The organism is Bacillus sp. NTK071 (assembly GCF_017303315.1).
GTDB lineage: Bacteria > Bacillota > Bacilli > Bacillales > Guptibacillaceae > Guptibacillus.
Genome location: NZ_JAFKOI010000023.1, coordinates 12,835 through 27,168, shown reverse-complemented (window position 1 = coordinate 27,168; position 14,334 = coordinate 12,835). Strand labels below are relative to the sequence as shown.

Sequence of the window (14,334 nt, the reverse complement as noted above, 5' to 3'; positions counted from 1 at the left end):
CGCCGATGGTAGTTGGGGGATCTCCCCCTGCAAGAGTAGGACGTCGCTGGGCAAATAAAGAAGTCAGAGATCAAATGGTCTCTGGCTTTTTTGTATGGTCTTAACTTTAAAAAGGTCTAGACTAACAATTCCTGCTTCAGAATAGAAACGCGGATATAATCTAGAATTCGCGAATATATCATGAAAAACGCAAATATATTTCGATTTTCGCGGATATAGTAACGAAATTCGCCGATATACATTTCAAAACATACGAATGTCCTCTTCAACTCCACTAATATACCAGTGAAATTTTACTTTCTTTTGTAAATGACAGACACAGGATAAGTTAGAGCAACATACGCTTAGAAAGAAAGTAAGAATTCTACTTAAAAGTTAGGACACTAGTATAGATCCACCATAATTGGGCAAAGCTTTTAATGGAGGTGGGGACAATGGAAAACGCGATCCGACATAACGCAGGGGAATGTTGCCTCGTTTGTGAAGAAACCAGCTTAGTAGGTATTCATATATGTGGGCGGTTTATTTGTAACGAATGTGAGCGTAAGGTTGTTGAAACAGATACGAGCCACGAAAATTATCAATACTATTTAGAGAAATTACGGAAACTAAGATTAAGTCGATTAGCATAAGCAGATAGCTGTAAGTTGGAGCTATCTGCATTTTTTTGTTCTCTGGAAGCGTGCACTATTTGTTTGAATTGGAAACATCATCAAAAGGGTTGCACCGTACTACTATCGCCTTGCAGATAATGATAGAATACTAATATAAGGTATTGATTATGTTTAGGAGATAGAGTGTGAATGAAGCACCATATAGATAAGGCGCCACTTTTTGAAGCATTAACAAAATGGAAAGACAAAGAGCCTATTTCTTTTCATGTACCAGGACATAAAAATGGAGCTGTTTTTTCGAAATACTGGAATGCAGATCAGTTGTATCGTAGTTTGTTATCAATCGATGCAACAGAGTTAACGGGTCTTGATGATTTACATGCAGCAGATGGTCCTATTCGTGAAGCTGAGCACCTTACTGCTGATTTTTATGGTAGTATTGGTAGCCGCTTTCTAGTAGGAGGCTCAACTGCAGGTAATCTCGCCATGCTAATGGGAGTCTGTTCTGAAGGGGATCTGGTCTTTGTTCAAAAGAACTGTCATAAATCTGTTTTGAATGGACTTCGCCTTTCAAAAGCTCGTCCAATCTTTCTTTCTCCAATGGTAGATTCAGAAAGTCAGATTGCAACTGGATTAACCTTAGACTCTTTGCAGAAGGCAATTGCTAGCTATCCAAGCGTAAAAGCAATTGTGCTGACAAATCCTAATTATTACGGCATGACAATAGATCTTAAGCCAATAATCTCTTATGCTCATGAGCATGGGATGGCCGTTCTTGTTGATGAAGCTCACGGTGCTCATTATGCAAGAGAACCTTACTTTCCTAGAAGTGCTATACAGCTTGGGGCAGACCTAGTTGTACAGTCTGCACACAAAACGCTTCCTGCTATGACGATGGGTTCCTATTTGCATATTGGTAATGAATTATATCGAAATGCTATTAATGACTACCTAGAACTATTTCAGTCAAGCAGTCCATCATATCCCATTATGGGATCATTAGATCTAGCGAGGCACTACTTGTCGTCTCAATCGGAGGAGCAGTTAGAAGAAATTCTAAGAGAGATAAATAAATTTAGAAAACAGTTAAAGGATCTATCAGGCATTACTGTTATCGAAAAGAACGGTCCTGCCTATGATCGACTAGATCCTTTAAAGATTACAGTACAGGTAAGAGGTATGTCAGGTTATGAGTTAGCAGCACAACTAGAAGAAGAAGGAATTTTCGTTGAGTTAGCTGATCCATTAAATGTTCTTCTTGCTTGTCCGCTTGCTTATCTACCCGGTCAATTTGAAAAAACAAGGAATGTATTTGAACAACTTTCTAATAGACTTAACCACACTATTACCGATACGACACTCTTACCAGTTACTTGGATGGAAGAAGATATTACGTTTCCTGCTTATTCATTTAAAGAGTTGGATACGATGAATAAAAAAGAAATGAATTTTGTGAAAACAGCTGGTGCTATTGCAGCTAGAGCTATTATTCCATATCCCCCCGGAATTCCTATTGTTATGCCAGGAGAACGGATAAGCGTGGCGAAAATTCGCATGCTAGAAATTGTTATAAAAGGTGGAGGGCATGTACAGGGGATAAAGGAAAATATGATTGAGATTGCTATAGAAGAGGAGTAGAGCATTGAGAGGTTTATTTATTACATTTGAAGGACCTGATGGGGCAGGGAAATCGACACAGGTTCAAAAACTTTCTGATTACTTAACTGAGGAAGGGATTCCTTTTATTCATACAAGAGAACCAGGTGGTACGGCTATTAGCGATCAAATTCGTTCGTTAATTCTTAATCCTGTTCACAAGGAAATGGTTGATGAGACAGAGGTGCTTCTCTATGCAGCATCAAGATCTCAGCATGTGAAAGAGAAAATTATTCCTGCACTTGAGAAAGGCTACCTTGTTCTTTGTGATCGTTTTGTTGATGCATCCATTGCGTATCAAGGTGTTGGACTTGGACTAGATGTCGAGACAATTAAATTGATTAACGAATTTGCAACAGGTGGGTTAACGCCTGATCGTAGCTATATGATTGATCTTCCTGTTTCTGTTGGAAGAGAGAGAATGGCTGCTAGAAATCAATTGGATCGGATTGAACAAAAAGGAACAGAGTATCATGAGACGGTCCGAGCAGCATTCCTAAACTTGTATGAAGAACATAAAGAACGAATCACACTTATAAATGGTGAGAATAATGTTGATGATATTTTTCGTGCTATAAAAAAGGATTTTGTGTCTCTGTGGGATAACTATTGTAAGAATAACTAATTGACGGGTGATGGCTTGTGGCCCGGGGAGGGATAAATATGAAACTAGTGATGGCTGTTGTTCAGGATAAGGATAGCAACCGATTATCCAATGCCCTGGTGGATCATCATTTTCAGGCAACCAAGCTTGCGACCACCGGTGGATTTTTACGCGCTGGAAATACCACATTTTTGGTTGGTACTGAGGATCATCGCGTGCAGAAGCTTCTTGATATTATTAAAGACAACTGTCAAAGCAGAGAACAGATGGTAGCACCGGTATCACCTATGGGTGGCAATGCGGACTCATATGTTCCGTATCCGGTAGAAGTTTCTGTTGGAGGAGCGACAGTATTTGTGCTTCCAGTAGAAGCATTTCACCACTTCTAAAATGCGCGGTAGGATGAGTGATAGTTATGATAGATTGGAACGAATTACAAGAACGGCAGCCAACGGTTGTCCGAATGATAAAGAATAGCTTTCATAAAGATCGCCTTTCCCATGCGTATTTATTTGATGGAGGGGCGGGTACAGGTAAAAAGGATATAGCTGTGCACATGGCGAAAACTTATTTTTGTCAGCAGCGAACCAGTATTGAACCCTGTCAGAATTGTAAAGATTGTAGGCGCATCGACTCAGGGAACCACCCTGATCTTCATTTGGTAGAGCCTGATGGACAATCCATTAAAATTGACCAAATTCGGAAGCTACAGAAAGAATTTTCATATCTAGGTGTCGAATCTCGTAAGAAAGTTTATATATTGGATCATTCAGATCGAATGACGACACAAGCTGCGAATAGTTTGCTCAAATTTCTTGAAGAGCCAGGTCAGATGACGATGGCCATTCTATTAACGGAACAAAAACAGCATATCTTAACAACGATTTATTCTAGATGTCAGGTCATCACATTTCGTCCTCTCTCAACAAATGGTGTTGAAGAAGCTCTTGTGAACGAAGGCGTATCACCACAGCTTGCAAAAGCAGCTTCACAATTAACGAATGATCAGCGCGCTGCAAAGGAGTTAGCGCTTGATGAGTGGTTTGCACAGGCGAGAGCGATAGTGATACAATTGACTGAAGAGTTGAAGGAAAGACCCCATCAGGTTTTCCTAACGATCCATGACAAATGGCTAGCACATTTCAAGGATAAAACGCAGCAAGATATGGGCCTTAATCTTATGCTTTTCTGGTATAAGGATATAATGAAAATACAACTGCAAGATAATCGCATTGTCTACGCAGATCAGAAGGATAAGCTCGAACGTTATGCCCTTCAATTCGGAAGAAAGAAGATAAGCGAGCATATGATGGCGATACTCGATGCCAAAAGACGTCTGAGCGCCAATACAAACCCTCAGTTTGTGATGGAACAGTTAGTGCTCAGGTTACGGGAGGGATAAGTTTGTGTATGAAGTAGTCGGTGTTCGCTTCAAGAAAGCGGGTAAGATCTATTACTTTGATCCGAGTAGCCTCCAGGTATCCGACAAAGAATATGTCATAGTGGAGACTGCAAGAGGGGTTGAATTCGGTAAAGTCGTTTTAGCCAACAAGCAGGTTGATGAAGAGGATGTTGTACTCCCTCTCAAAAAGGTAATTCGTATAGCTGATGAAAAAGATCGGCTAGCGGTTGAAGATAATAAACATGCAGCTCAAGAAGCTTTTGATGTGTGTGTTGCTAAAATTGAAGAGTACAAGCTTGATATGAAGCTTGTTGATGTTGAATATACATTTGACCGCAATAAAATTATTTTCTATTTTACGGCAGATGGAAGAGTCGATTTTTGCGAGCTTGTTAAAGGACTCGCATCGATCTTCAGAACAAGAATTGAATTGCGCCAAATTGGCGTAAGAGATGAAGCGAAAATGCTCGGTGGGATTGGTCCGTGTGGCAGAATGCTTTGCTGCTCAACATGGCTAGGGGACTTTGAGCCTGTTTCAATAAAAATGGCGAAAGATCAAAACCTTTCTTTAAATCCTGCCAAAATTTCTGGACTGTGCGGCAGATTAATGTGCTGTTTGAAATATGAAAACGATGCGTATGAATCCGGCAAGAAGGAGCTTCCTGATGTTGGAAAGACAATTAATACGGGTCAGGGCAAAGGAAAAGTTGTCGGATTGAATATTCTAGAACGTCTTGTCCAAGTTGAGTTATTCGAGCTCAACCGCGTGACAGAATATACGCTTGATGAATTGATTCAAGACGGCGCAGTATCTACGCAAGCCACAGATTGATTGAGGTGGAACGGAAGTGGAGAAAAAAGAAGTTTTTTCACGTGTAAGCTCAATGGAAGAACAGATTGGTGACTTATACAAACAATTAGGCGAACTTAAAGAACATCTTGCAGGACTTCTGGAAGAAAATCACCATCTCGAAATTGAGAATCACCACTTGCGAGAGAGGTTGGAACAGACTTCTGAGCCAAAGCCATCTGGCAGAAAGAAGCGAGGGAAGCCAGAAGTTGGAGAAGGCTATGATAATCTTGCCCGTCTTTATCAAGAGGGCTTCCATATTTGCAATCTACACTATGGAAGTATCCGAACAGAAGGAGATTGTTTGTTCTGTCTGTCGTTCTTAAATAAAAAGTAGTGATCTGGTCTTTCCAAATCTGGAAAGACCTTTTTTACACTTATAGATCCATATGAAATAGAAGTAGTCTAAAGATAGGAGAACGCCATCATGCAACTATACGATGATGAACGTATCGATTACGTCATTCAAGATGAGTTACAAATCATTCAAAGTCCTACCGTTTTTTCATTTTCTCTCGATGCCCTTCTACTTGCCAATTTTGCTTGGGTACCAATAAAGCGTGGTAAGATTATTGATCTCTGTACTGGTAATGGTATTATTCCCTTACTTCTATCAAGACAAAGTGAGATTTCCATTGAAGGTGTAGAGATTCAGGAAAGGCTATATGATATGGGAAATCGGAGTGTGATATTAAACAAGCTCGAGGATCAAATCACACTTCACCATGCTGACCTTCGTGATCTACCTGAAGAGTTGAAGCGTGAGTCTTATGATGCTGTTACATGCAACCCTCCATATTTCAAGAGTAAGCGTAATGAACAACGCAATCTAAACGAACATTTAACGATTGCACGACATGAGGTCATGTGCACGCTTGAGGATGTGATTTGTTCATGTAGCAGTCTTGCGAAGCAGGGAGGAAAAGTATCACTTGTTCACCGTCCTGAAAGATTGCTTGATATTATGACGTTAATGAGGAAGTATCGAATTGAACCAAAGCGAATGCAATTGGTCTATCCAAAAGCAGGTAAGGAAGCGAATACACTACTAATTGAGGGAATAAAAAATGGAAAGCCAGATCTTAAAGTGCTCCCTCCATTCACTGTTTATAAAGGAGATAATACGTATACAGATGAAATGAGAGCAGTTTATGAAGAGCTCTAACCATATTGTTTATATTTTGGAGTGTCGAGACGGTACGTATTACACTGGCTATACCACTGATTTACCACATCGAATGGAACAACATGAATGTGGCAAAGGGGCAAAGTATACAAGGGGAAGAGCTCCGTTATCCCTTGTCTACCAAGCAGTATTTGAGACGAAACGTGAAGCAATGCAAGAGGAATATCGCATTAAACAATTAACTCGCGCTCAGAAAGAAAAGATCATTACAGAAGAGGTGCAAACCAATGAAGAGTCAGCAGAGTTACAAAGACAGCGAGACCGGTAAACTCTATCTTGTGCCAACGCCAATTGGCAATTTAAATGACATGACATTTCGGGCGATCCAAACCTTGAAAGATGTTGATTTGATCGCTGCAGAGGATACAAGACAATCGAAGAAACTAACCAATCACTTTGAAATAGAAACAAGGTTAACGAGTTATCATGAACACAATAAGGAAGGAAGCGGTCTGAAATTACTTGATCGTTTACGTGAAGGACAGAACATTGCTCTTATCAGTGATGCTGGAATGCCTGCCATCTCAGATCCAGGTTATGAACTTGTTTCAGCATGTGTAGAAGAAAACATCCCGGTTATTCCGTTACCAGGCGCTAATGCAGCTATTACTGCTCTCATTGCATCGGGCTTACCTACTCAACATTTCTATTATTATGGTTTTCTTTCAAGACAGAAAAAAGAGCGGAAGAATGAATTGAATCAACTTAAAAGCATTCCTTCACCCGTTCTGTTTTACGAAGCACCACATCGTTTAAAAGAAATGCTTAAGGCGATTCTTGAGGTACTTGGAAATAGAGAAATTATTATAGCAAGAGAATTAACTAAGAAGTATGAAGAGTTTATTAGAGGTAGTGCTGAAGAAGTGCTAGAATGGTGCGAAAAGAATGAAATACGTGGTGAATTCTGTGTCATTGTTGATGGGGGCACAGATGAACCTATTCAGGAAGAACAATGGTGGGAGAATTTATCGTTACAAGCGCATGTCGAACACTATATTAATGAAGGAATGAAAAGCAAAGAAGCGATTAAGCAGGTTTCAACTGAGCGAGAACTACCGAAACGAGATGTCTATCAAGCTTATCATGTCGAATCATAAGTAGTGAGATTAGCATAACCAAAACAGTACACAAGAAAAGCTCCTGCCAAGATTGGCAGGAGCTTTTTTGGGGGGATAATGTTATTTTGCTAGAGCTTTTTGAATTTCTTCCAATACTTGCTCTGCACCTTCACGGCTAAGGATTAGCTTTCCATTACCGATTGCAAGGTTGTCGTCAGATACTTCTCCAGTTACCTGGCAAGTCATGTTAGGCTTGTACTTCTTTAGAATGATACGCTCATCATCAACGTAAATTTCTAGAGCATCTTTTTCTGCAATACCAAGCGTACGACGAAGTTCAATCGGAATAACAACGCGGCCTAGCTCATCAACTTTACGTACAATTCCAGTAGATTTCATTTTTAAATCTCCCCTATTCCCAATTTTTTATTAATACGTCAAGATTCGACAAATTTCTCTATTTATGTTCTATATAATACCAGTGTTTCCCATTAGCGTCAATGTTTTTAATAGGGTAAATATTTCCTACAGAACAGGAATCTACCCACATTTTCAAAGGTTATATAGTTAATTAATCTCATTACTTAAAATGATAATTCGACAATTTTCTTGTATATTCTTCGACATGAATAGTAAATATCTGTAGGTAAGGTTATACATATTTGAGATCCTTGCAATTCTTCCTTAAATTAGGTATATTTTGATGAAGAAGATTTGGTAATAGGACGAACACAAAATAGTGTACACAGCGATGATCGATATATTAATCGCGGGTTGTAGCTGAGAGTTACTAGCGCTCTCGTCCTACAGGGGCGGGAGTTTTTTATTCTCGCAAATGCAGAGTCCATTAAACGGTCTAACAGATGGAACAAAGCACCGATTAGTTTGGAAGTTTCGCTTTATAACTGTTTTAATCAAGGAGGAAGTATCATGGGTGACAAGACATTTTATATTACGACACCAATTTATTATCCGAGTGGTAAGTTACATATTGGTCATGCCTACACAACCGTTGCAGGCGATGCCATGGCAAGATACAAACGACTAAGAGGCTTTGAGGTACAATATCTAACTGGAACTGACGAGCATGGTCAAAAAATTCAAAAGAAAGCACAAGAACAGGGGGTTACACCTCAAAAGTACGTAGATGACATTGTAGCAGGCATTAAAGATCTATGGGATAAACTGGATATCAGCTATGATGACTTTATACGTACGACAGAGAAACGACATGAAGATATTGTCGAAACGATTTTCCAGAAGATGTATGACAAAGGTGATATCTATCTGGACCAGTATGAAGGTTGGTATTGTACCCAGTGTGAAGCTTTCTTTACTGAACGTCAGCTTGATGATGGCAAGTGTCCGGATTGCGGAAGAGAAGTCGAAAAGGTTAAAGAAGAATCTTACTTCTTTAAGATGGGTAAATACTCCGATCGTCTTCTTAAGTTCTATGAAGATAACCCTGAGTTTATCCAACCTGAATCTCGCAAAAATGAAATGGTCAATAACTTCATTAAGCCTGGCCTTGAAGATCTTGCTGTTTCAAGAACATCCTTTGATTGGGGTGTAAAAGTTCCAGGAGATCCAAAGCACGTCATTTACGTATGGATTGATGCTCTCTCGAATTACATCACCTCCCTTGGGTATGGTACTGAGAACGATGACTTGTACAATAAGTTCTGGCCAGCTGATGTTCATCTTGTTGGTAAAGAAATTGTTCGTTTCCACACGATCTATTGGCCGATCATGTTAATGTCACTTGACTTGCCTTTGCCAAAGAAAGTTTTTGCTCACGGCTGGTTGCTTATGAAAGACGGTAAAATGTCTAAATCCAAAGGAAATGTGGTCGACCCGGTTACATTAATTGATCGCTATGGCTTAGATGCTCTCCGTTATTATTTGCTACGTGAAGTACCATTCGGTTCAGATGGTGTGTTCACACCAGAAAGCTTTGTAGAACGGATCAACCATGACCTAGCAAACGATCTAGGTAATCTCCTAAATCGTACGGTAGCAATGATTGATAAATATTTCGATGGAGAAGTGCCGGTTTATAATGGCTCGGTTACAGAGTTTGATGATACTCTTGTAGAAATGGTGAATTCAACTATTAGTAAAGTAGAACAATCACTTGAAAACATGGAATTCTCAGTATCTCTAGCTTCAATCTGGCAGCTTATAAGCCGTACGAATAAGTACATTGATGAGACAACTCCATGGATTCTTGCGAAGGATGAATCAAACAAAGAACAACTTGGTGCTGTAATGGTTCACCTTGCTGAATCATTGAGACAGGTTGGTATTCTGTTGCAGCCATTCTTAACGCAGACTCCTAAGAAAATTTGGTCACAACTTGGGGTTAAAGAAGGAGAGCTCACAAGCTGGGATTCCTTAGGCTTCAAAAAAGGTTTTGGCGGAACAAAAGTTAAGAAAGATTCACCATTATTCCCACGTCTTGAGCGTGATGAAGAAGTAGCTTACATTGTTGAACAAATGGGCGGTAATGTGGTTCAAGAAGCGCCCGCTATTGAGAAGCCTGATTTAGACGAAATCACAATTGATGATTTCACAAAGGTTGACTTGCGAGTCGCTCAAGTACTTGAAGTTGAACCAGTTAAAAAGGCAAATAAGCTACTGAAGTTAAAACTTGACCTTGGTTATGAAACAAGGCAGGTTGTATCTGGTATAGCGAAACATTATAAACCAGAAGAGCTTATTGGAAAAAAAGTTGTCTGTGTATCAAATCTTAAGCCAGTGAAGCTCAGAGGAGAACTATCAGAAGGTATGATTCTAGCAGGTGAACATGACGGCGAACTTAAATTGTCAACTATTGCAGAAAGTTTGCCAAACGGAACGCAAATTAAATAACTTAATCTGTGACCCGGTCTTTTAAAGACTGGGTCTTTTTTACTTTTAAATTCACAATATATTCCTATGCTTTATTTCTCCGTTTATGAGTAGACTTCCTTTCTTTAGGGATAAAATAATCACTGAAATGTAATAAAAACCAGTAATTATACTGAATATTCTAACTTCTTTTGTGGACATTGTAAAGAAAATGTAATTGAAATGAAACTGTTTAGACTTAGTAAAAAACTAGGACATTTGGTACACTAGCATCGTACTAGACCGGAGAAGGGGTTTTGACATGTTATTCGACACGCATACACATTTGAATGTTGAACAATTTTCCGAAGATCAAAAAGAAGTGATTGAGCGTGCCCAAGCAGCTGGAGTAAGTAAGATGGTTGTGGTTGGATTTGATCGCGAAACAATTGTACAGGCTATGGCATTAGTAGAAGAATACGATTTTCTATATGCCGCGGTAGGCTGGCATCCCGTTGACGCTATTGACATGAAGGAAGAAGATCTAGAGTGGATTGAGCAACTGGCAGATCATCCTAAGGTAGTAGCGATAGGCGAAATGGGACTTGATTATCACTGGGACAAATCACCTCATGACATACAAAAAGATGTTTTCCGTAAGCAAATACAGCTTGCAAAGAAAGTGAAATTACCAATCATCATACATAATCGTGAAGCGACGCGGGATGTCATTGATGTATTAAAAGAAGAAAATGCTGCAGAAGTTGGCGGCATCATGCACTGTTTCGCAGGATCTGTAGAGGAAGCTAATGAGTGTCTTGATATGAATTTCTACATATCACTTGGTGGACCAGTGACATTCAAGAATGCTAAGTTGCCGAAGGAAGTAGCGAAAGAAATACCGATTGATCGTTTGCTAATTGAAACGGATTGTCCATTTCTAGCACCACATCCTAACCGTGGAAAACGAAATGAACCTTCGTACGTGAAACTTGTGGCTGAACAAATTGCGGATTTGAAAGAAATGGATTATGAAGAATTAGCTGAAAGAACGTATGAGAATGCCATGAAACTATTTGGTATTAGTCGCTAATCAAAATGACTGTTGTAGTTGAAAAGAAATAATCGCTTTGTGCTAAGTTTTCTCTATCGAAAGCAAGTAAGTTAAATCTACTAATCTTGTACACAGGGTTTAAGTCAGAAGCTTTTCTTTAAGAAACACAGTCGGTTCAGGGAGGAATCTATGACAATGAAATTGAACATGAACAACTTTGCTCGCTTAAAAAACGCAAAGAACGTATTCATGGTGTTACTAAGTGTAATTGTATTGGGTTTAGTCTCCGGCTTTATCGTGTTTGAAACTACTAAAGCTTCTGTCACGCTTGTTCTTGATGGGGAAAAGAAGCCTGTAGAAACACATGCTGATACAGTCGAAGAATTATTAGAGGATGAACAGATCGACCCAGCGTCACATGATTATTTAAGCCATGAATTAGCAACCGAGCTAAATCAAGGTGATGTGATTGAGTGGAAACCAGCTGTACAAGTCACATTGACTATAAACGGTGAGAACAAAAAAGTATGGTCAACTAGAGACACAGTAAATGAACTACTAGAAGATGAGAACGTTGAAGTGAGTGAGCATGATCAATTATCTGCTTCACTAAATGATCAACTTAAAGAAGACATGAACATTACCGTAGACGAAGCATTTCAAGTTGCGGTAAATGATGGTGGGAAACAAACGAATGTTTGGACAACTTCGACTACGGTCGCTGGCTTTTTAGAACAGCAGAACATACAACTTGGAGAGCTTGATCGCGTAGAACCCGAAAAGGATATTGATGTTAAAGAGAATTCGGAAATCAAAGTGATTAGAGTGGAAAAGGTCACCGATGTAGTGGAAGAATCGATCGATTATGCGACGGTAACAAGAAAAGATAGTGCACTGCAAAAGGGCAAAGAAAAAGTTCTTGAGGCAGGCAGTGAAGGTAAACAGGAAAAGCATTATGAAGTTGTACTTGAGAATGGTAAAGAAGTATCAAGAGAACTAAAGAAAACAGAGGTCGTAAAGGAAAGTAGTGATCGTATTGTTTCTGTAGGTACACAGGTCATCACACAAGCTGCTATGAAAACTAGCAGTAAAGCCCCTACAAAAACGAAAAAATCTACTGCATCTAAATCGAGTTCAGCACCTAAAAGTAAGGCTGCTAATGGTAGAGTTCTAAATGTATCTACAACAGCCTATACAGCTAACTGCACGGGATGCTCAGGCATCACCTCTACAGGATTTAACTTAAAGTCAAACCCGAATGCCAAGGTCATTGCAGTTGATCCTAGTGTTATTCCTCTTGGATCGAAAGTCCATGTGGAAGGCTATGGTACTGCGATTGCAGCTGATACTGGCGGAGCAATCAAAGGAAATAAAATTGATGTGTTTTTCTCTTCTAAATCAGCAGCATATGCATGGGGAAATAAGACCGTCAAAATTACAATTCTCAACTAAAGAGAAAGATATGATATGCTAATAACACAGAGTGGACTCGCTCTGTGTTTTTTGTATGCTAAAGAAGCAGCTAATGAGGAAAACTATAGAAATTCATGATATACAGAAACAAAAAGAGAAATGGTTTTGTAGTACGGAGGAAACTTGAGTGAAAATCAAAGAAATAATAATAGTAGAAGGTAAGAATGATACGCTTGCTGTTAAGCGGGCCATTGATGCAGATACACTAGAGACAAACGGGTCAGAGATTAGTGAAGAAACACTTCAGAGAATTGAACTTGCATGGAAGAGAAGAGGCGTTATTGTCTTTACCGACCCAGATTTTCCTGGTACTCGAATTAGACAAATCATTAGTGAACGCCTTCCTTCGTGTAAACATGCTTTTCTAAATAAAAAACATGCGATCTCTTCAAACGGTAAGAAGGTTGGCATTGAGCATGCATCGATAACTGACATTCGCGAAGCGATTCTATCGGTCAGAGAAGAAATTGAGACGCCAGAGATCTTAATTGAGTGGCAGGATCTTATTGCTGCTGGTCTTGTAGTTGGTGAACGTGCCAAAGCAAGAAGAAAGGCTCTCGGGGAACGCCTTCAAATGGGTTATATGAATGGGAAACAGCTCTATAAGCGCTTGCAAATGTTCCAGATTTCAAAAGATGAGTTTAACCGTGCATTAGAAGATGTGCTACAGGAGGAAGAGGAATGAACAAAGAAATATCAACACCTTTTAGAACAAAGGAAATATTAGCAAAGTATGGATTTACATTTAAGAAAAGCCTTGGTCAAAACTTTTTAATCGATTCGAATGTATTGACTAAAATTGTTGATCAGGCAGAGCTAACACCTGAATCAGGGGCAATTGAAATTGGACCTGGTATAGGAGCGTTAACAGAGAAGCTGGCAAAAAGATCAAAAAAGGTTGTTGCATTTGAAATTGATCAGCGCCTTATTCCGATTTTAGAAGATACTCTTTCTCCATACCCCCAAGTGACAGTTCGACATAGCGATGTTCTTGCTGCTGATGTTCATCAAGTTATTTCGGAGGAGTTTGAAGAGGGACAGGACCTTATGGTTGTGGCAAACCTTCCATACTATGTAACAACACCAATTCTGATGAAATTATTAGAAGAAAAATTACCAGTACGCGGAATTGTTGTTATGATTCAAAAGGAAGTTGCAGAACGCATTGCTGCGAAGCCAGGATCGAAAGAGTATGGTTCTTTATCACTTGCAGTTCAGTACCATGCTATAGCTAAAACGGCTCTTACGGTGCCAAGTACAGTATTTGTACCTAAGCCGAATGTGGACTCTGCTGTACTGCATTTAGAATTGCGTCAGGAGCCACCTGTCGACCTCCTGAGTGAGAATTATTTCTTCGAAGTTATTCGAGCAAGCTTCGGTCAGCGCAGAAAAACACTCTTAAACAATTTGCAGAATAACCTACTTGGGAAAGATAATAAACCAATGATTGAAGAAGTTTTAAATGAAACGGGTATAGACGGTAGACGCCGTGGAGAAACGCTATCTATGGAAGAGTTTGCTGCATTAAGTAATGCCATCTACAAACGAAAAGATGAGAATTAAAACACCTTTAAAGGTGTTTTTTTTGTTGATTCACCCAATTTTTCA

Annotated in this window: 16 protein-coding genes; 15 read left to right on the top strand and 1 reads right to left on the bottom strand. The window is 39.5% G+C overall.

Annotated features, from left to right (window positions below; translation table 11 throughout):
• Nucleotides 1–434: 434 nt before the first annotated feature.
• The 10 genes from JI666_RS19775 (at nt 435) to rsmI (ending at nt 7,409) form a co-directional block, all read left to right on the top strand.
• Nucleotides 435–632, top strand: a complete 198-nt coding sequence (locus JI666_RS19775; protein ID WP_206894777.1) for a sigma factor G inhibitor Gin — start codon at nt 435–437, stop codon at nt 630–632.
• A gap of 171 nt (nt 633–803) precedes the next feature.
• Complete coding sequence (locus JI666_RS19770; RefSeq protein WP_206894776.1) at nt 804–2,252, top strand: aminotransferase class I/II-fold pyridoxal phosphate-dependent enzyme; 1,449 nt, start codon at nt 804–806, stop codon at nt 2,250–2,252.
• A gap of 4 nt (nt 2,253–2,256) precedes the next feature.
• Nucleotides 2,257–2,895: a dTMP kinase gene (gene tmk / locus JI666_RS19765; protein ID WP_206894775.1), complete on the top strand. Its 639-nt coding sequence runs from the start codon at nt 2,257–2,259 to the stop codon at nt 2,893–2,895.
• Nucleotides 2,896–2,933: 38 nt separating this feature from the next.
• Complete coding sequence (gene darA / locus JI666_RS19760) at nt 2,934–3,263, top strand: cyclic di-AMP receptor DarA (protein WP_206894773.1); 330 nt, start codon at nt 2,934–2,936, stop codon at nt 3,261–3,263.
• Nucleotides 3,264–3,289: 26 nt separating this feature from the next.
• On the top strand, nt 3,290–4,276 hold the full coding sequence (gene holB, locus JI666_RS19755) for a DNA polymerase III subunit delta' (RefSeq protein WP_206894771.1): 987 nt from the start codon (nt 3,290–3,292) through the stop codon (nt 4,274–4,276).
• Nucleotides 4,277–4,280: 4 nt separating this feature from the next.
• The gene (locus JI666_RS19750) at nt 4,281–5,108 is read left to right on the top strand and encodes a PSP1 domain-containing protein (protein ID WP_206894769.1); all 828 of its coding nucleotides are present in this window, start codon (nt 4,281–4,283) and stop codon (nt 5,106–5,108) included.
• 16 nt (nt 5,109–5,124) lie between these two features.
• Entirely contained in the window at nt 5,125–5,463 is a 339-nt protein-coding gene (yabA, locus tag JI666_RS19745) for a DNA replication initiation control protein YabA (protein WP_048313371.1), read from the top strand.
• Between the two features lie 90 nt (nt 5,464–5,553).
• The gene (locus JI666_RS19740) at nt 5,554–6,291 is read left to right on the top strand and encodes a tRNA1(Val) (adenine(37)-N6)-methyltransferase (RefSeq protein ID WP_206894767.1); all 738 of its coding nucleotides are present in this window, start codon (nt 5,554–5,556) and stop codon (nt 6,289–6,291) included.
• On the top strand, nt 6,278–6,580 hold the full coding sequence (locus JI666_RS19735; RefSeq protein ID WP_206894765.1) for a GIY-YIG nuclease family protein: 303 nt from the start codon (nt 6,278–6,280) through the stop codon (nt 6,578–6,580). Before JI666_RS19740 ends, JI666_RS19735 begins: the two co-directional genes overlap by 14 nt.
• The gene (gene rsmI / locus JI666_RS19730; RefSeq protein WP_206894764.1) at nt 6,540–7,409 is read left to right on the top strand and encodes a 16S rRNA (cytidine(1402)-2'-O)-methyltransferase; all 870 of its coding nucleotides are present in this window, start codon (nt 6,540–6,542) and stop codon (nt 7,407–7,409) included. The genes JI666_RS19735 and rsmI overlap by 41 nt, the downstream gene beginning before the upstream one ends.
• Nucleotides 7,410–7,490: 81 nt before the next feature.
• Here the strand turns inward: rsmI and abrB are convergent, their stop codons facing one another.
• Nucleotides 7,491–7,769 carry a transition state genes transcriptional regulator AbrB gene (gene abrB, locus JI666_RS19725; RefSeq protein ID WP_136948810.1) on the bottom strand — a complete coding sequence of 93 codons (279 nt, stop codon included), beginning with the start codon at nt 7,767–7,769 and terminating at the stop codon, nt 7,491–7,493.
• Nucleotides 7,770–8,300: 531 nt separating this feature from the next.
• On the opposite strand from abrB, the gene metG reads away from it, so the two are divergent.
• From metG to rsmA, 5 genes are all read left to right on the top strand, one after another.
• Nucleotides 8,301–10,241 carry a methionine--tRNA ligase gene (metG, locus tag JI666_RS19720; RefSeq protein ID WP_206894763.1) on the top strand — a complete coding sequence of 647 codons (1,941 nt, stop codon included), beginning with the start codon at nt 8,301–8,303 and terminating at the stop codon, nt 10,239–10,241.
• 280 nt (nt 10,242–10,521) lie between these two features.
• Nucleotides 10,522–11,292 (top strand): TatD family hydrolase, encoded by a 771-nt coding sequence (locus JI666_RS19715; protein WP_206894762.1) that lies wholly within the window; start codon nt 10,522–10,524, stop codon nt 11,290–11,292.
• Between the two features lie 150 nt (nt 11,293–11,442).
• On the top strand, nt 11,443–12,705 hold the full coding sequence (locus JI666_RS19710; RefSeq protein WP_286170973.1) for a resuscitation-promoting factor: 1,263 nt from the start codon (nt 11,443–11,445) through the stop codon (nt 12,703–12,705).
• 148 nt (nt 12,706–12,853) lie between these two features.
• The gene (gene rnmV / locus JI666_RS19705; protein ID WP_206894761.1) at nt 12,854–13,411 is read left to right on the top strand and encodes a ribonuclease M5; all 558 of its coding nucleotides are present in this window, start codon (nt 12,854–12,856) and stop codon (nt 13,409–13,411) included.
• Nucleotides 13,408–14,289, top strand: coding sequence for a 16S rRNA (adenine(1518)-N(6)/adenine(1519)-N(6))-dimethyltransferase RsmA (gene rsmA, locus JI666_RS19700; RefSeq protein ID WP_206894759.1), 882 nt, complete (start codon nt 13,408–13,410; stop codon nt 14,287–14,289). Before rnmV ends, rsmA begins: the two co-directional genes overlap by 4 nt.
• The last annotated feature ends 45 nt before the right edge of the window (nt 14,290–14,334 follow it).

What these genes read in the sequence shown, in the direction of transcription:
- JI666_RS19775 (WP_206894777.1), top strand. Translation starts at nt 435, where the DNA reads ATGGAAAACGCGATCCGACATAACGCAGGGGAATGTTGCCTCGTTTGT.
- JI666_RS19770 (WP_206894776.1), top strand. Translation starts at nt 804, where the DNA reads ATGAAGCACCATATAGATAAGGCGCCACTTTTTGAAGCATTAACAAAA.
- darA (WP_206894773.1), top strand. Translation starts at nt 2,934, where the DNA reads ATGAAACTAGTGATGGCTGTTGTTCAGGATAAGGATAGCAACCGATTA.
- holB (WP_206894771.1), top strand. Translation starts at nt 3,290, where the DNA reads ATGATAGATTGGAACGAATTACAAGAACGGCAGCCAACGGTTGTCCGA.
- JI666_RS19740 (WP_206894767.1), top strand. Translation starts at nt 5,554, where the DNA reads ATGCAACTATACGATGATGAACGTATCGATTACGTCATTCAAGATGAG.
- JI666_RS19735 (WP_206894765.1), top strand. Translation starts at nt 6,278, where the DNA reads ATGAAGAGCTCTAACCATATTGTTTATATTTTGGAGTGTCGAGACGGT.
- rsmI (WP_206894764.1), top strand. Translation starts at nt 6,540, where the DNA reads ATGAAGAGTCAGCAGAGTTACAAAGACAGCGAGACCGGTAAACTCTAT.
- abrB (WP_136948810.1), bottom strand. Translation starts at nt 7,769, where the DNA reads ATGAAATCTACTGGAATTGTACGTAAAGTTGATGAGCTAGGCCGCGTT.
- metG (WP_206894763.1), top strand. Translation starts at nt 8,301, where the DNA reads ATGGGTGACAAGACATTTTATATTACGACACCAATTTATTATCCGAGT.
- JI666_RS19715 (WP_206894762.1), top strand. Translation starts at nt 10,522, where the DNA reads ATGTTATTCGACACGCATACACATTTGAATGTTGAACAATTTTCCGAA.
- JI666_RS19710 (WP_286170973.1), top strand. Translation starts at nt 11,443, where the DNA reads ATGACAATGAAATTGAACATGAACAACTTTGCTCGCTTAAAAAACGCA.
- rsmA (WP_206894759.1), top strand. Translation starts at nt 13,408, where the DNA reads ATGAACAAAGAAATATCAACACCTTTTAGAACAAAGGAAATATTAGCA.